The 17,884-nt window shown below is 49.0% G+C and carries 15 protein-coding genes; 11 read left to right on the top strand and 4 right to left on the bottom strand.

Annotated elements, in window-relative coordinates:
• Positions 1-37 precede the first annotated feature (37 nt).
• From M2133_RS02060 to M2133_RS02040, 5 genes are all read left to right on the top strand, one after another.
• Positions 38-1,210 carry an MFS transporter gene (locus tag M2133_RS02060; protein ID WP_277464296.1) on the top strand — a complete coding sequence of 391 codons (1,173 nt, stop codon included), beginning with the start codon at positions 38-40 and terminating at the stop codon, positions 1,208-1,210.
• A 47-nt stretch (positions 1,211-1,257) separates the two neighbouring features.
• Entirely contained in the window at positions 1,258-1,461 is a 204-nt protein-coding gene (locus M2133_RS02055) for a type II toxin-antitoxin system HicA family toxin (protein WP_346843222.1), read from the top strand.
• Positions 1,462-1,497: 36 nt separating this feature from the next.
• On the top strand, positions 1,498-1,902 hold the full coding sequence (locus M2133_RS02050; protein ID WP_277464294.1) for a helix-turn-helix transcriptional regulator: 405 nt from the start codon (positions 1,498-1,500) through the stop codon (positions 1,900-1,902).
• Between the two features lie 95 nt (positions 1,903-1,997).
• Positions 1,998-3,260 (top strand): Gfo/Idh/MocA family oxidoreductase, encoded by a 1,263-nt coding sequence (locus tag M2133_RS02045; RefSeq protein ID WP_277464293.1) that lies wholly within the window; start codon positions 1,998-2,000, stop codon positions 3,258-3,260.
• Positions 3,261-3,335: 75 nt separating this feature from the next.
• Positions 3,336-5,543, top strand: coding sequence for an ATP-binding protein (locus tag M2133_RS02040; RefSeq protein WP_277464292.1), 2,208 nt, complete (start codon positions 3,336-3,338; stop codon positions 5,541-5,543).
• A 41-nt stretch (positions 5,544-5,584) separates the two neighbouring features.
• Here the strand turns inward: M2133_RS02040 and M2133_RS02035 are convergent, their stop codons facing one another.
• A complete protein-coding gene (locus M2133_RS02035) occupies positions 5,585-6,373 on the bottom strand; it encodes an EFR1 family ferrodoxin (protein ID WP_277464291.1) in 789 nt (262 codons plus the stop codon).
• A gap of 98 nt (positions 6,374-6,471) precedes the next feature.
• Between M2133_RS02035 and M2133_RS02030 the strand changes: the two genes are divergently transcribed.
• A complete protein-coding gene (locus M2133_RS02030; RefSeq protein WP_277464290.1) occupies positions 6,472-8,031 on the top strand; it encodes a M20/M25/M40 family metallo-hydrolase in 1,560 nt (519 codons plus the stop codon).
• 254 nt (positions 8,032-8,285) lie between these two features.
• On the opposite strand, the gene M2133_RS02025 is transcribed toward M2133_RS02030, so the two are convergent.
• Positions 8,286-9,137, bottom strand: coding sequence for a phospholipase A (locus M2133_RS02025; protein WP_277464289.1), 852 nt, complete (start codon positions 9,135-9,137; stop codon positions 8,286-8,288).
• A gap of 210 nt (positions 9,138-9,347) precedes the next feature.
• Between M2133_RS02025 and M2133_RS02020 the strand changes: the two genes are divergently transcribed.
• Together M2133_RS02020 and M2133_RS02015 are read left to right on the top strand one after the other, a co-directional pair.
• Positions 9,348-10,376 carry a PDDEXK nuclease domain-containing protein gene (locus M2133_RS02020; protein ID WP_346843221.1) on the top strand — a complete coding sequence of 343 codons (1,029 nt, stop codon included), beginning with the start codon at positions 9,348-9,350 and terminating at the stop codon, positions 10,374-10,376.
• A 20-nt stretch (positions 10,377-10,396) separates the two neighbouring features.
• Complete coding sequence (locus M2133_RS02015) at positions 10,397-12,193, top strand: MutS family DNA mismatch repair protein (protein ID WP_277464288.1); 1,797 nt, start codon at positions 10,397-10,399, stop codon at positions 12,191-12,193.
• A gap of 1 nt (position 12,194) precedes the next feature.
• Here M2133_RS02015 and M2133_RS02010 read toward each other — a convergent pair whose 3' ends face one another.
• A complete protein-coding gene (locus M2133_RS02010) occupies positions 12,195-12,986 on the bottom strand; it encodes a M48 family metallopeptidase (RefSeq protein WP_277464287.1) in 792 nt (263 codons plus the stop codon).
• Positions 12,987-13,078: 92 nt separating this feature from the next.
• On the opposite strand from M2133_RS02010, the gene M2133_RS02005 reads away from it, so the two are divergent.
• Positions 13,079-14,329, top strand: coding sequence for a mechanosensitive ion channel domain-containing protein (locus M2133_RS02005; RefSeq protein ID WP_277464286.1), 1,251 nt, complete (start codon positions 13,079-13,081; stop codon positions 14,327-14,329).
• A gap of 384 nt (positions 14,330-14,713) precedes the next feature.
• Here the strand turns inward: M2133_RS02005 and M2133_RS02000 are convergent, their stop codons facing one another.
• On the bottom strand, positions 14,714-15,664 hold the full coding sequence (locus M2133_RS02000; RefSeq protein ID WP_277464285.1) for an NAD-dependent epimerase/dehydratase family protein: 951 nt from the start codon (positions 15,662-15,664) through the stop codon (positions 14,714-14,716).
• A gap of 111 nt (positions 15,665-15,775) precedes the next feature.
• Here M2133_RS02000 and kbl point away from each other — a divergent pair, with 111 nt between their 5' ends.
• Positions 15,776-16,972 (top strand): glycine C-acetyltransferase, encoded by a 1,197-nt coding sequence (gene kbl / locus M2133_RS01995; protein WP_277464284.1) that lies wholly within the window; start codon positions 15,776-15,778, stop codon positions 16,970-16,972.
• Positions 16,973-16,977: 5 nt separating this feature from the next.
• Positions 16,978-17,826 carry a histidinol-phosphatase gene (locus M2133_RS01990; RefSeq protein WP_277464283.1) on the top strand — a complete coding sequence of 283 codons (849 nt, stop codon included), beginning with the start codon at positions 16,978-16,980 and terminating at the stop codon, positions 17,824-17,826.
• The last annotated feature ends 58 nt before the right edge of the window (positions 17,827-17,884 follow it).

Below are 17,884 nucleotides of genomic sequence, written 5' to 3'. Positions count from 1 at the left end.
CCATCCTTTTAAACAAGGATGGTTTTTTTAGTTTCATATGCAAAAAAATATCCTTGCTCTCTATCTGATCAAATTATCCAAATGGTTTAGTTTGGTGATGCCTATCATCGTGCTCTTCTATGAAGATCATGGGTTGGGGTTGCAGGATGTATTTATTCTGAAGAGCGTCTATTCGGTTGCTGCTGTGATATTGGAGATCCCTTCCGGTTATCTGGCCGATGTGTGGGGACGGAAGAAATGCCTTATATCCGGATGCTTGTTGTTCTTCGGTGGGTATCTTTGTTACTCGCTGACGAGTTCTTTCGGCGCGTTTATTGTCGCCGAGCTCCTGCTCGGTATTGGGCAGACACTGGTCAACGGTGCCGACTCCGCCCTGCTCTACGATACGACGGCACACCATAAAAAAGAACAACTATATATGCGCTACGAAGGGCGCATCACGATGATCGGAAACTTCGCCGAAGCCATTGCCGGTATCTTTGGCGGACTATTGGCCGTCTATTCCTTGCGTTTCCCTTTCTACGGGCAGGTATTGATTGCTTTTACCGGTATCCCTGCCGCCCTGGCACTCACCGAATACAAAGGGATAAACAAGATACAAAGCCCCGTACACGAGATCATGCGTATTGTCAAATACTCATTGGTCACCAATAAGAAGCTCTGTTACAACATCTTTTACTCCGGCATTATCGGTGCCGCCACCCTGACGATGGCCTGGTTCGTGCAGCCCTACCTGATGCAGATGGATACGCCCACCAGCTATTACGGCATCATCTGGACGGTATTGAACCTCACGGTCGGCCTGGCCGCCCTCTACTCCGACCGCGTGGAACGTTTCTTCGGCATGAACCGCATGAATCTGATCATCCTGGTGATGATCGTCGGGGGTTATATCGCTTTGGCCTACAACCTCACGCCGGTAGGACTCTTGGTACTGCTGGTCTTTTACATCTTCCGCGGATTTGCCACACCGATCCTCAAAGGCTACATCAACCAAATGACCTTCTCCGAAATGCGCGCCACCGTGCTTTCGATCCGCAACTTCGTCATCCGCCTGATCTTCGCCGCCGTCACCCCATTTATCGGCTGGCTGAATGATATGTATTCATTGAAAATCGCCCTCTTGGTTTCCGCTCTGATTATTCTTATCCCCGGAACGCTGTTCCTTGTACTTCAAACCTTCCATAAGGAAGAGAAAAATAACACCTAAACACTTGCATATTGATAGCAATATTACTATCTTTGCTTGCCTGAAACATGAACCAAAACAATATGAAATACTCCGAAGTTGAACGAAAGCTAAAAAAAGCAGGATGCTATTTCCTCTCACACGGAACAAACCATGATTGGTGGTTTAGCCCGATTACAAACCGGCGGTTTCAAATCCCACGACACAAAAGCGAAGAAGCGAAACCGAAAACACTAAAAAGCATTCAGGAGCAATCCGGAGTTGAATTTTGAAGTTGGAGATTATAGATAAAGAAAAGAGGACAAAACATGAAAGTACAAGTAATTATAGAACGTGGAATGGACGGCACTTTTGACGCAAACATGGAATTTGTGAAGCGTGTTCCCTTCGGACTTTTAGGTCAGGGGAAAACCGTATCGGAAACGATTGCCGATTTCAACCATTCGTATGCCGAAATGAAAGCGATGTATGCCGAAGAAGGTAAAGAATGCCCGCAATTGGAATTCGAATTTAAGTACGACACCGCATCGTTCCTGCAATATTACGCCTATGCTTTCACGCTGGCTGGCCTGGAACGTATAACGGGCGTCAATCAAAAACAACTGGGACACTATATCAACGGGGTGCGCAAGCCCAGTGAAAAAACAGTCCGGAAAATAGAGGATCGCATACACGCCTTCGGTCAAGAGATCTCATCGGTCAGTTTTGTTTAGAGCTCTCAACACTTTATTTTAGAGCCATTCGGGTTGTCTTTCCTTTTTAACTCGTATATTTGGCGGTGGATTAACCTGATTTATTTGAATACGATATGGAAAAGAATCAAAAGAAGCCCGTTACCGCGATTGTACTTGGCGCCAGCGGACGGGGGAAGTTGTATGGCGATTATGCGTTGGAACATCCTGAAGACCTTCAGATTATTGGTATAGCGGAGTTGGTTGAACTTCGCCGCACGTTGTATGGAGACAAATACCAGGTACCCATGGAAAACCGGGTGGCCACCTGGGAGGAATTGCTTGCCCGCCCCAAATTTGCCGATACGGTGATCATTGCTACGCCCGACCACTTGCATTACGCCCCGTGTATGAAAGCGCTGGATCTGGGATACGATATCTTACTGGAGAAACCGATCGCCCAGACCGAAGAGGAATGCCGCCGCCTGGTGGCTTATGCCGAAGAGAAGGGAAATATCGTCTGCCTGACGCACGTCTTGCGCTACTCGCCTTACTTCCTGATGCTGAAGGAGCTGGTACAGAGCGGCGCCATCGGCGATCTGATCAGCATCCAGCACTTCGAGCCGGTCGACCATGTGCACATGGCCCATTCTTACGTCCGGGGAAGCTGGCGGCAAGCCGATAAGAGCACGCCGTTGGTGTTGGCCAAATCGAGCCACGACCTGGATATCCTGCATTGGATCATCGGATCGCGCTGCAAGCGCACGGTCGCTTTCGGCAGCCTATCGCATTTCAAAAAGGAGAACGCGCCGGAAGGTGCCCCTCTGCGCTGTACCGACGGATGCCCGGCGGAGTCGACCTGCCCCTACTCTGCCCTGAAGATTTACTATCGCGACCGCACCTGGCTCTACGTGTTCGATCTGCCGGAAGAAGCGGAGAAGCAAGGCGATGTGATCCTGGAGAACCTGAAAAGCGGACTTTACGGACGCTGCGTCTACCATTGCGACAACGATCAGCCCGATCATTATATGATGTTGATGGAGTTTGAGAAAGAGGTGACCGTCAATTTCTCGATCGAAGCTTTCACGTCTTATAGCGGCCGCCGCACCCGCATCATGGGCACCCGCGGAGATATCGTAGGCGATATGGAAGAATTCACCCATACCGACTTCGTCAGCGGAAAGCAGAAAGTGTACAACGCCAATGCCATGGACGCCCTCAACTATGAAGGTGTCGGACACGGAGGAGGCGATATGGGCATGATCCGCGACTGGATTGAAGCCGTACGTACCCAGAACTCCAAAGTGATGAGCACCCCATTAAATGAGTCCCTTGAAAGTCATCTGATAGCCTTTGCCGCCGAACGCAGCAGAAAAGAGAACAAAGTCATTGAAATCTGAAAGCCTTTTCTTAATTTTGCGCGATAGAGCAAGGCGTTAGACCTATTGACAAAAGGAATAAAAAGAAGTGTGCCAGTGAAAGAAGAAACGCATATCACATCCGATAAGTGGGTGATGGAGCTATTGAGTTCCATGCCTGATACAGCCTTTATATATGATTCTTCCAAGCGGTTGATCGATATCATCAACCCGAAAGATAATCTGTTGCTTGGTGTCGACATCGAAAAAGTGAAAGGAACGAAGATCTCCGAGCTCGGAGAGATCGATCCGGCCTTCGCCGACGCCGCACGGATCATCGAAGAACATATCCACAAGACTGCCCAAACAAAGGAAGTGTACACCTTTAATTATCAAGTCACCAAAGATAAAACCTACTACGCGCAAGCACGCACTGTGCCATTCCAGAAAGACCAGGTGATCTGCTTTGCCCACGACGAAACGCCGGAGCGGGAAAAAGAAAAAGAGATCACCCGGTTGAAAGACTTCTTCCAATCCATGGTCGACCACCTGCCGGTCGGGTTATTGGTGAAAGATATCGACAATGAGTTCCGTTTCGAGTTCTTCAACCATCAGCTTTTAGACTTCTTCGGCGACTCGGTTGTGTTCAAGCTGGGACAGAACGAACTCGAACTCGGAGGACCCCGGGCAGAGATCTATTATAAAGAAGACGAAGCGGTTGTGGCTCGGGGTGAACCGGTCATGTACGAACGCGTGTCGAACGATGAAAACGGAAACCCGTTCCGTTGGGAAGTCACCACCAAGAGTTGCTTTACCAATTCGGACGGCCGACGATACCTGATGGCTGTCACGGTAGAAACGACAGAGATCCGCAAAAGAGAGTTCGAGCTCGAGAAAACAAAGAACGCGCTCGCCTTAGCCCTCGAAGCGGGGAATATCTCTGCCTGGAATTACGATATTGAAAAAGAGACCTATTTCTCGCTCTACGGCGAAACCCTTTCGGGAAACGGCATCACGCAGCAAGAACTGCAGAAGATCATTCATCCGGATGATGTGAAGAAGCACAACCAAATGATGAAAGATATCCTCTCGGGCAAGTTCAATAAACGAAAGTTCATCTTTCGTTTCAAACAAGGCGATTCTTACCAATGGCTCGAAACCTATGTGAACAGCATCAAGGAAGATGGCAAACTGATGCAGGTGGTTGGGACCGAACGCAACATCACCGATGAGGTATTGAAGCAGCAAGAGTTGATCAACGCCAAATCCAACCTGGAGCTGGCGTTCAGCTCCGCCGATATCCTGCCCTGGGAGTTTGATACCCGGGCGAATCTATTCTCCTCGTCGAACAAAGAAGCGGCCGAATCGCAGAATATGTCGCTGAATGAATACCTTGATTATCTTCATCCTGACGACCAGCAGGCATTCCGTACCAGCTATGAGAACCTGATCAACGGGAAGAAGAAATCGATGTCGGTCGAAGTCCGCCTGGCTTTTCCCGGGCAGGATCTGCGCTGGTATGAGATCAACGCGACCGCTTCCAAGCGCAACCGCGATGGGAATATCATCCGCATCATCGGGATACGTAAAGATATTACGGCCACCAAGACCAAAGACGAACTGATCGAACTGAGGGAAAAGGCCGAGAAATCGAACCGGATGAAGACCGCCTTCCTGGCCAATATGAGTCATGAGATCCGTACGCCGTTGAACGCCATCGTCGGCTTCTCCCAATTGGTGATGCAGACCGACGACAAAGACGAACAGGAGAGTTATTTCGATATCATCGAGACCAATAACGACCTTTTGCTGCAATTGATCAGTGATATCCTGGATCTTTCGAAGATCGAAGCCGGAGAGCTCGACTTTATCTATTCGGGCTTCGAAGTGGCCGGAATCTTCAACAATATGGAGAAGGTGTATGGCGCCCGAGTCAAAGCCGGGGTCGAGCTCATTTCCGAACTGCCCGATCGCCTTTGCCTGATCTATTCGGATAAGAACCGCATCACGCAGGTCGTTTCCAACTTCGTCAGCAATGCCATCAAATTCACTTCTTCAGGATCAATCCGGATGGGCTATACCTATATCGACAACGGCCTGCGCTTCTTCGTAAAGGATACCGGTAAAGGCATCGAAGAGGACAACCTGCCGACGGTCTTCGACCGCTTCTCCAAGTTCGACAGCTTTATTCAGGGGAACGGGCTGGGCTTATCCATCTCTCAATCGATCGTAGAGAACCTGGGCGGACAAATCGGCGTGGAATCCACCTTGGGTGAAGGCTCCGAGTTCTGGTTCACGCTGCCTTGTGAGCCGGTGATGCTATAAAAGATTAAGATACGCCCGGAAGGACGGTTCATCGGGTGAGTTTACTTGATCGATCGGATATCGGGATGGTGGTAACGTCCTTTCTTTTTAGAGATATTCCCGTATTCGATGGCGCGCTCCGGACAGTAATGGATACAGGCGAGGCATTGCACACAACTGTCTTTTTCCCATTTCGGCAATTTGCCTTTCTCCATCGTGATGGTGCCTGTCGGACAGCCTTTCGCGCAGAGACCACAGGAGACACAGGCATCCGTTGCATAAAAAGAATTCCGCTTCAGCGCGTAACGCACAAACAAAGGATAGATCATGCGGCTTTTGAGAAACGGCAGGCTTCCGGTATGATATAGAGGCTGCCCGGTGGTTTCCCGGATCGCCTGAACGATGGCAGCCAGACGGCTGGGCACTTCCTGCAGTTTCTTCTCTTCCACCTCCTGAGGGTCGACATCGAATCCCGGTAGCAGGATATAATTATTCGGCATCTGCAAAGAGTAGCTGCCGGTCAGTGTGATGCCTTTCTGCCGGAGCCATTTCCCGATCCGGTTCTCCGTATATCCGCATTCATCCCCACAGGTACAGATGGAATAGACCGGTTGACCGGTATACGCCTTCAGTTCCAAATGACGAATGAACTCACCGACCAATACAGCCGGCCCCCAGGAATGTACCGGATAGACAAAAAAGATCTGTTCCGTCGGTTGAAGAAAATAGACTGTCGCATTGTTCCCTGACTTTGTCACTTCCGCTATAGAAATCAATGGCTCATTGAAAGCTTTGCTCAATTCCCTTGCGACCCACAAGGAGTTTCCTGTTCCGGAAAAGTAGAAAATCATAATTACCGCTCGATTGTTTAGACCGCAAAGGTAACGATATTCATTCAGATATGCTATCTTTGTGACTAACGAGTAACACAATTATATCTATTCTAAACATGAGAAGAGCACTTTTCGTTGGTTGTGTGTGCGCCATACTAACAACCATTCCACTCAGCGCCCAGGACGCGGCGACGAAAAAAATTATCGAGATCGGTCAGACCGACAATCAAACCATGCATCAGATCGACGTATTGACCAACCGTTTCGGCGGACGCCTGGTCGGTTCGGACGCCTACGAGAACGCGGCCGAATGGATGGTGCGCCAGTACAAAAGTTGGGGCTTGGACGTAGAGTTGCAGGAAGCCGGTTCCGTGCCCGTCGGATTCAACCGTGGCCCGTGGTTCGGCCGTCTTTTGGGCGACCAGCCCATGACGTTGCACTTCGCCACGCCATCTTATACCTCCGGAACGAAAGGGCTGCAACGCGGCCATGTCGTGATGGAACCCACGACACAAGAAGAGTTCGACCGGATGAGAACCCGATTGAACGGCGCCTGGGTATTGATCTCAGGTACGAACGAAGGCTGGCCTATCGACCGCTCGCCCGAAGGGGATTCGATCCGCGTGGTCGTCAAAGAAGAGAACCGGAAGATCGGGGAAGAAAACCGGCAGATCATGCGTCGGCGCTACGAAGGAGGGGAAGCAGGTACACCCCGGGCGTACCGCGAATTCCCCGGTTTGTTCTATCACGAGATGGTCGAAGCCGGTGTTTTGGGCTTTATCCAGTCGTCTGCCGTGCCTATCCGCGCGCTCTACGACCGGAAGATGCTCAAAGAAGGGCTGATGGACTTCGATAACCTGCCCGAAGTGCCGGATATCAAATTGGACGAACATCAATTCGCCGTGATCAAGCAGCTGGTGAAAGAAAGACGGGAGTTCCTGTTGGAGTTCGATATACGGAATCATTTCAAGCTCGGACCGGTGAAGTTTCATAACGTCGTAGCTTCGATCAAAGGCAGTAAATACCCCGATGAATATGTGATTATCAGCGGACACCTGGATGCGTTCGACGTAGCTACCGGTGGGATCGACTGTGCCACCGGCATCGGCCCCATGATGGAAGCCGCCCGCATGCTTGCCCTTTCCGGCGCCAAGCCTAAACGCACGATCCTCTTTGTCGCCTTCGCCGCCGAAGAGTTTGGCTTATGGGGCGCGCAAGCTTTCGTCAAAACCCATGCCAAGAAACTGCCGAAGATCGCCAACCTGTTCAACCGCGATGGCGGCCCTACCCCACCCGTGGGCATCACCGTGCCGCAAAGCTGGTATAAAGACTTCGAGAAAATCTGCGCGCCCATCGCAAAGATACGCCCCGACTACCCCTTTGAAGTGAAAATAAACGAACAACCCCGCCGACGCCCCACCCAAACGGGAGGCACCGACGCTTCGGTCTTTGCCGTCGAAGGGGTGCCGACAATTGGCTTCACCACCCAGGACTTCAAAGGCTACGACTTCAACTACGGAGAGATCTGGCATACCGAACGCGACCTCTACACCAAGAACATTCCCGAATACCAGGAACATACCGCTACGGTCACCGCCATCGTCGCCCTGGGCATCGCCAATCTCGAGAAGCTACTGCCACGCGAAGATGTGTATCTCAAAGAAGAAGAGAAATAAATCAAACATTACGGTCGTTTTCTGCCGACATCAGCCTTGCTTTCCGGTAACGCTGAGTCGCTTTTCCGGCAACACCTACCTGTAAAAAAATTTAGAGGTACGTCATAATCCGTTTTGAGGTACGTCATAATCAGTTTTGAGGTACGTCATAATTGTTTTTGACGTACCTCATACTGTTTTTTCTCCCCGGAACGACAAAAAAAAGGCCCTTATCCCGGAAGATAAAGACCTGTATGTTGCCCGGAAAAGACGGATCAGAAGAAACTGAAGTCCTGCGGTTTGATGACAAAGCCCAGCCGGATGATGTTTTTGTACTGGTTGTATTCCAACAGATTCTCGGCATAGCCGTTATAATACTGCAAGAAAAGGTATTGGTTCTCGCGGGCATTAAACTTATAACTGAGTTCCACCTGCGTGTTGAAGCTCATCTTCGAATTGCGCTTGGTAAAGAGGACACTGGCGTTGAAGCGCCGGTTATTGCTTCGGTACGTGCTGCCCAGCTGCACGATTCCGGCATATTTCAACAGGTCGCGGTTGTTATCGCTGTCGACAATCGGTGCCCAGATGCGGAACTGTGTCTCCCAGTTCTGGTTGATCATCACCGAAGCGCAGAGCGTCACCTTATTCCAGCTCCGGGAGAAGATACTGTCTTTGCCATTCGATTCGTGTTCGACCATCAGATAGCCCTTTCCGATATAATTATCCTTATAAACAATCAGATGTCCCAAACCGATGCCCGGATTAAAATTCATATCCCGCATCGGCATAGACTTCTGAAAGACATTCCAGAACGCTTTCTGCGTATATTGCACAAACAGATACGTATCGAAAGGCAACTGGCTCTTGGTAATCCGCTGAGAGATGCTGATCTGGAACTTGACGTCCGAATTCGTAGTCGTCGGCTCTTTGCCCAAAGGCACACCGCCGACGAAGTAATTATCGCGGAAGAGCGTAAAATAAGGCCGCTTATCCAACTCCGCCCGCACGCTGTCCGCATTATAATAACGAATGGCCGACAGGTGATCACTGAGTTGCTTCTTGTAATCCTGTCCGTAGACAAAAGCGGCGCATAAGAGCCCGAATAACATAAGACTATATCTTTTCATCACATACTTGTTCTACTGCTGCAAAGGTAAATCTTTCCTTTATCCCCGACTGTGCCAAATCAAGGAAATAGTGGCTTCATACGATATAACCCGGTTTGAGGGGGTTTTGTTATCTTCGATTCCATAAATGGAATCGAAGATAGGATGCGCCTCAACAGAGTCAAGCAAGCTTGCTTCTGTGTTCGGCTTTCACTATCTTTGGGAAAAAAAATGATGAACGTAGAAAAAACCAAGAACTTGAATCCAGAATATAAGGATTTGCTCGAACGCATTTCCCGTAGCTATGTCGACGGGCAAATGCAGGCCATTCATTCTGTCAACAAATCCTTAATCGACACGAACTGGAACATCGGGAAGTACATCATTGAATATGAACAGGGAGGAAGTACGAGAGCTGGCTATGGATTGAACCTATTGGAAAATCTTTCACGCGATCTGACTCTACTCCATGGAAAAGGCTTTAGTCGTTCTAACCTCAACTATATGCGATTGATGTACCTTCGTTATCCAATTTGTGAGACAGTGTCACACAAATTATCTTGGTCGCATATTTGCGAGCTATTAAAGATTGACGATGACCTGGAACGTTCGTTTTACTACCAACAAAATATATTAGAGAACTGGAGTGTCCGAGAATTAAGACGCCAAAAAGATTCAGGATTGTTTATGCGCCTTGCTTTATCGAAAGACAAAGAAGAGGTATTGAAACTATCCCAACAGGGTCAGATTGTTGAACGCCCAGAAGACATCGTGAAAGACTTTTACGTATTGGAATTTTTAAAAATCCCTGAGCCTTATAACTATTCTGAGACAGAATTGGAGACACGCTTGATTGACAATCTTGAAAAATTCTTACTGGAACTCGGCAAAGGATTTACTTTTGTAGGAAGGCAATACCGGATTACTCTAAACAATACTCCGCATCATGTCGATTTAGTGTTTTACCATCGCATTCTTCGCAGTTTTGTCTTGATTGATCTCAAGATCAATGACGTAAAGCATAAAGATATCGGACAAATGAACATGTATATGGGTTATTTCGCCAAAGAAGAAAACTACGAAGGAGATAATTCTCCTATTGGCATTATCCTTTCGAAAGAGAAAGATGAACTCTTGGTCGAATATGCCACTTATGGTATGAATAGCCAACTTTTCGTATCTAAATACCAATTATATCTACCAGACAGAGAAGAATTACGAGAGCTTATCAGTCGTCAGTTGGAAGCGGATGAAAGATAAAACGACTATCTTTGTCCCCCATGAAAAATATATACTCCTATTATAAAGAAAAGGTAAGGCTTCATCAGGAAAAGGCGGAACAGCTACGTAAAGTAATTCATCTTATTGGAACGGTACGGTTGGCGATTGTGGCGGCGACGGTGGCGACACTGTGGGTGTGCCGCGAGGAGAATTGGCCGTGGTGGCTGGCTATTCTGGTCTTGTACTGCATTCCGTTCGCGGCGTTGATGCTTTATCATAACCGGCTTTCCAAACAGAAAAATTACGCCGAAGCGATGATCAATCTGAATGTGAACGAACTGAAAGCGTTGGACTATGATTTCTCGGCGTTCGACGGGGCGGCAGAAAAGAGCTCGGCCGAGCATTCTTTCAGCCTGGATCTTGATTTATTCGGCGAACGCTCTCTTTTTCAATCCATCAACCGTACGGTTACCGAACAGGGGAAAGACACACTGGCGGATGGGTTCCGGATGCCGCTAACTCAGAAACCGGAGATTCTCAAGCGTCAGGAAGCCATCCGGGAGCTGGCCGGTATGACGGCATTGCGTCAGCATTTCTATGTCACCGGAACAAGAAAAACAAGCAATAAGAAAGACAGTGCCGACCTGAACGCATTGACCGAAGGACAATACTATTTCCTGAGAAGTCGCTTCTGGAAAGTGATGATGGTACTTATTCCCGTATTCTGGGTCGTGATCTTGGCTGGTTTTGCCTTCGATCGGATCAGTGGCGGCATGGTGGGTTTGTTCTTCGCCGTCAGCTTTGTATTGGCGAACGTGACCGGACGACAAGTCAACCAACTCTATCAAACGGTCAATAAGATGGAGAAGATCTTCGCCACCTATGCGGATCTGATGCGGATAATCGAAACCTCTTCTTTCCAAAGCGAAGCCTTACAAACGATTACCCATCAACTGACCGGCGAGAAAGGCATCACAGCCTCGCGGGCCATCAAACAGTTGTCGGGTTATATCGGTGGCTTGGATCAGCGTTATAGCGCTGCCGGTATCCTGTTGAATATCTTCTACCTGCGGGATACCCGTCACGCTTTTTGTCTCGAGCGATGGAAGGCGCAACACAAAGAACAGATCACCGGATGGATCGATGCCTTGGCGCGTTTCGATGCCTATAGCTCATTGGGCGGCTTTGCGTTCAATCATCCCGACTATATCTATCCGACAATTGCCGATGCCTATTTTAAGATGGAAGGTAAAGCCTTGGGGCATCCCCTATTGCACCGTGATAAATGTGTATGCAACGCTATCGATATTCGGAAGAGCCCGCGTTTCCTGGTGATCACCGGAGCCAATATGGCAGGCAAGAGCACGTACCTGCGAACGGTGGGTGTAAACTATATATTGGCGTGTATCGGTGCACCGGTCTTCGCCGAGTCATTGACCATCTATCCGGCGCATCTGGTCACCAGCCTGCGTACTTCCGACTCGCTGGTAAGCAACGAATCTTATTTCTTTGCCGAACTTAAACGGCTGAAGATGATTATCGACCGATTGAAAGACGGACAAGAACTCTTTATTATCCTCGATGAGATACTGAAAGGGACCAACTCGGTAGACAAACAGAAAGGTTCACTGGCGTTGATGAAGCAGCTGGTTCACTTCAATACCTGCGGCATCATCGCCACGCACGACCTGGTCTTGGGAAGCCTCGAAGAGGAGTTTCCCCACGAGATCAAGAACTTCCGCTTCGAAGCCGACATAAAAGAGAATGAGCTATCCTTCTCGTACACATTGCGAGAAGGGATAGCTCAGAATATGAATGCCTCCTTCCTAATGAAGAAGATGGGAATCACGGTGTAATTTACTTCTTGTATTTCTCCATCTCCGGCAAATACTGCTGAATATCGGAGATACGACGGGAGTCGCTGGGGTGTGTGCTGAGGAACTCAGGCGTTCCGCCAGCATTGCCGGCAGCCATCTTCTGCCAGAAACCGACAGCGGCATTCGGGTTATAACCCGCCATCGTCATCAATACCAATCCCATATAGTCGGCTTCCGTCTCATGCTTGCGGGAGAAAGGCAAGGTCACACCGATCTCCGACCCCAAGCCGTAGACCGTGCCGGCAACGTTCTGTATCGCGGCACTCTTATTGCTTACCGCCGTACTCAATATCGCCGCGCCATACTGCGTCAACACCTGCTGGCTCATACGTTCGTTGCTGTGTTTGGCTACCGCATGGGCTACCTCATGACCCATCACTACGGCCAGTTCATCGTCGGAAGCGACGATCTTCATCAGTCCTTCATACACCACGATCTTTCCGCCGGGCATACAGAAAGCATTCACCTGCGCATCGTTTACCAGGTTGAATTCCCAGGCGAAGTTCGCGATCTCATCGGCGAAACCATTGGCTTTCAGATACTCTTCGGTAGCGGCGGCAATCTTCTTCCCTACGCGGACTACCTGCGCGGTCTGTGTGGCGTTGGTCGACTTCTGCGCCGAACTGATAAATTCACTATACTGTGTCAGACTGGCCGACAATACCTCCTGTTCCGAAACCAACATCATTTGTTTACGGCCGGTTATGGGCACACTGGAACAACCGGTTAACAATAAAACAAGGGCAATCCCTACGCTCAACCTCTTTTGCATAACTTTTCTTTTTCAATACTTGTTAAATAATCAAGGACAAATATAGGGAATGTTTCCTTAACTTTGTCCGAATAATACAAAAACAAAAAGACATGGAAATAGTAAGAAGCTGGCTGGCAGCGTTGTTTGAGACAATGGGTATTCAGAGTGGAACCGGAGGATATCTGGATGAAATATTAATATGCGTAACGATCTTTCTCCTGGCTTTCCTGATCGATCTGGTTTGTAAGAAAGGTATTCTCGGCGCTTTCCGACAGGTGGCGAAGAAAACCGAAACGGATTGGGACGATCTGATTGTCGACCGGAAGATTATTGACAAGGCGATCCATGTGATCCCGGCCATCTTCCTGTATGTCACCTTGCCCCTGATGTTCGACGCCGAGAGCTGGTGGTTTGTCTTTACCAAGAAAGTGATCGTGGTCTATATCATCGCTATTGTGATCCGGTTCGTCAATTCTTTGTTGTCGCTGAGCAACGATATCTATCAACGACGCAAACAAGGGAAGTCGATCCGGGGTTTTATCCAGGTCATCCAGATCATCATCATCTTTATCGGATTGATCATTATTATCAGTATACTGATCAACCAATCACCCGTTGCCCTATTGACCGGACTGGGTGCCTCGGCTGCGATCCTTACCCTGGTATTCAAAGATACACTGATGGGCTTTGTGGCCGGCATACAGCTGACCGCCAACGATATGCTTCGTCCGGGCGACTGGATCACCATGCCTAAATACCAGGCCGACGGCGATGTGATCGATGTGACGCTGAACGCTGTCAAAGTAAGAAACTTCGACAATACGATCGTTACCATCCCGCCCTACGCCCTGGTGAGCGATTCGTTCCAGAACTGGCGAGGCATGAGCGACTCCCCCGGACGACGCATCAAACGTTCGATCAGTATCGATATGAACAGTGTGAAGTTCTGTACGCCCGAGATGCTGGATAAGTTCCGGAAGATCAGCCTGATCACTAAATACATCGACCACAAAGAGAGCGAGTTACATAAATATAACGAGAAGCACCAGATCGACAATACGATCCTGGTCAACGGTCGCCGGCAAACCAACCTGGGCATCTTCCGCGCCTATATCGAGAGCTACCTCAAACATCATCCGCAGATCAGCAAGGAACTGACTTGCATGGTGCGTCAGTTGCAACCCACGGATACGGGTATTCCTTTGGAGCTCTATGTTTTCTCTTCCGAGAAACGTTGGGTACTCTACGAGAACATCCAATCGGATATCTTCGACCATATCCTTGCCGTTATCCCGGAATTTGAGTTACAACCCTTCCAGGCAATCTCCGGGGCGGATATCCGGGCGCTCAAAGGATCTTAATCATCCGATTGTATTTTCACTCATCCCTCAACGCCTTCACCGGAACTTTTGTTTCTCCCAGGAGAAACTATTGTTTCAGGTAGGAGAAACCGTTGGAACGTTTAGGAGAAAATCGGACCGCCACAACCCCCTTTTTCAAACTACCGGTACTTTGCGCGCAAACTACTAATATTTTGTCGCCAAACTACCGGTAGTTTGTTCGCAAACTACCGGTAGTTTCTGAAGAGAATATTAACGCTTCATTTTCAATGGTTTAGAAATTAGAGGTTATTCGTCATTTCGCTAAGCGACCTTCGGGGTAATCCTACCTGAGCTACTGACAATTATAAAAGCAACAAAAAAAGCGCCTTTCGGGCGCTTTCTTTACAATATTATATTGTGCTCTTAAATTCCTTTCTCGCGGAGCTTTTCGATCATGTCGCGGGTCATACTGTCCAGGTCGTATTCCGGTTTCCATCCCCATTCCTGACGGGCACAGGTATCGTCCAATGAGTTGGGCCAGGAGTCGGCAATCGCCTGACGCAAGGGATCAACTTCGTATTCCATCTTAAAGTCAGGGATATACTTGCGGATGTTCGATGCGATAATCGCCGGATCGAAGCTCATGGCAGCGATATTGAAAGAGTTACGATGCACGAACTTCGCCGGATCGGCTTCCATAATCTCGATGGCCGCGCGCAGTCCGTCGGGCATATACATCATATCCATAAAAGTACCTTCGCTGATCGGGCATTTGAACGTTTCACCCTTTACCGCTGAATAATAAATATCAACGGCATAGTCGGTCGTTCCACCACCCGGAGGAGTGACATAAGAGATCAAGCCGGGGAAGCGTACCGAGCGGGTATCCACACCGAAGCGGGTAAAATAATAATCACTTAGGAGTTCACCGGATACTTTCGTTACGCCGTACATCGTTTTCGGGTTACGGATCGTATCCTGCGGCGTTTTGTCTTTGGGCGAGTTACTGCCGAAGACACCGATCGAGCTGGGGGTGAAGACCGCGCATTCTTTTTCGCGGGCGACTTCCAACACATTGAAAAGTCCGTCCATTCCGATTTTCCAGGCTAACTGCGGTTTGGCTTCAGCAACGGCCGAAAGCAAAGCGGCCAGGTTGTAGATCGTATCGATTTCGTATTTCGCTACGGTCTCGGCTATCTGCTGGGCATTGGTGATGTCGACAATCGCGGAAGGACCAGATTCTTTTAATTCTCCTTTAGGTTCTGCGCCGGCGATATATCCGGCTACGATGTTTCCACTGTAGAGACTTCTCAATTTCATTGTCAGTTCGGAGCCTATCTGTCCGGTGGAACCGATCACTAAGACATTTTTCATGCGTTTAAATTCACTTTAAGTTTTTTTCCGCGACAAAGGTAGAGAGTTTTCGGAAAAAAGCATGACCTTTGTCCGAATAAAACAACTAATATCTAAAAGAAAAAAACGATCATGTACGGAAAAATGAAAGAATTTCTGGCCGCTGAACTGGAAGGGATCCAGGCTGCCGGATTGTATAAGAACGAACGCGTCATCACCACTCCCCAGAAAGCCGATATTCAAGTAAACGGCGGGGAACAAGTTTTAAACTTCTGTGCCAACAACTACCTGGGTCTTTCGGACAACAAACAGTTGATCGAAGCAGCCAAAAAGACGATGGACGAACGGGGCTTCGGCATGTCGTCCGTACGTTTTATCTGCGGCACACAGGATTTGCACAAAGAGCTGGAAGCGGCGATCTCCGATTACTTCCAGACCGAAGACACCATTCTTTACGCGGCTTGCTTCGATGCCAACGGTGGATTGTTCGAACCTTTGTTCGGACCGGAAGACGCTATTATCTCCGATGCTCTGAACCATGCTTCGATCATCGACGGTGTGCGTTTGTGTAAAGCCAAACGTTATCGTTACGCCAATGCCGATATGGAAGACCTGGAACGTTGCCTGCAAGAAGCTCAGGAACAACGCTTCCGCGTGATTGCCACCGACGGGGTATTCTCGATGGACGGTAATGTGGCGCCAATGGATAAGATCTGCGCGTTGGCAGAGAAATACGACGCCCTGGTGATGGTCGACGAATCACATTCCGCCGGTGTGGTGGGCAAGACCGGACATGGTGTGGCCGAACAATTCGACTGTTATGGCCGTATCGATATCTTCACCGGCACACTGGGCAAAGCCTTCGGTGGGGCAATGGGTGGATTTACCACGGGTAAAAAAGAGATTATCGACCTCTTGCGTCAGCGTTCCCGTCCGTATTTGTTCTCCAACTCTGTCGCTCCGGCGATTGTGGGTGCCAGCCTGGAGATGTTCCGTATCCTGAAAGAAAGTGATGCCTTGCATACCAAACTGATGGATAACGTAAACTATTTCTGCGATAAGATGATCGCTGCCGGCTTTGATATCAAACCGACCCAATCGGCTATCTGTGCCGTGATGCTCTACGACGCCAAGCTGTCGCAGGACTTCGCTGCCCGCATGCAACAGGAAGGCATCTATGTCACCGGCTTCTACTACCCCGTCGTTCCGAAAGACCAGGCACGTATCCGCGTCCAGCTTTCCGCCGGCCACGAAAGAGAACACCTCGACAAAGCCATCCATGCATTTATTAAAGTAGGGAAAGAACTTAAAGTAATTGATAATGGATAATTGATATGCGTAGCAATTACCATAGTCATTCGACTTTCTGTGATGGGCGGAGCGCACCGGAGGATTTTCTGAAGTTCGCGCTCTCCAATAAGTTTCGGGCGTATGGGTTTTCATCCCATTCGCCCCTGCCTTTTGAGACGTTCTGGAATATGTCGGCGGTCGATCTGCCGGAGTATCTGGCGGAATGCAACCGCTTGAAAGAGAAATACGGGCATCTGATTGAGATCTATACTTCTCTGGAGATTGATTATCTGGATCAGACATACAATCCGGCTATCCCCTACTTCCAAGAAATGCCTTTGGACTACCGCCTGGCTTCCGTACATTTCCTGCCGCTCTCAGAAGAGCTGAAGGAAAAGAATATGGTCTGTGTCGACGGTCCTTATGAAGAGTTTGCCCAATCGGTCGAAGAACATTACAACGGGGAGATCCGCCAGATGGTGGAGCATTATTACCGTTCGGTATACGCCATGCTCGAGACCGGTGGTTTTGATATTGTCGGTCACCTGGATAAGATCTACCAGAACGGACATCTGTATCCCGGCTTCTCAATGGATGCCCACTGGTATACGGAACCGCTGATGGCTTGCCTCGAACTAATCGCCCGCAAAGGATATAGGGTAGAGATCAATACGAAGAACCTGACCAGCAAACAGCAGACCTTTCCGCATGCCCGGTATATCCCGTTATTGAAAGAATTGAAGATCCCGGTCATGGTCAATTCGGACTGTCATTATCCCCAACTCGTGAATGACGGACGCCCCGAAGCCTTCGAACTGCTCAAAGCGGCCGGCTTCACCCATACCTGCGAACTGATCAAGGGGAAATGGGAGGAAGTAAGGATTAATGGTTAATGATTAATGTTTAATTATTAATCCAAGAGACTCACCTCGTTCACAATTAATCATTAAT

Origin of the sequence: Parabacteroides sp. PF5-6, from assembly GCF_029504695.1 — a bacterium.
Taxonomy (GTDB): domain Bacteria; phylum Bacteroidota; class Bacteroidia; order Bacteroidales; family Tannerellaceae; genus QVMG01.
The sequence above is the reverse complement of the archived record's forward strand: the minus strand, read 5'-3'. Positions and strand labels throughout refer to the sequence as shown.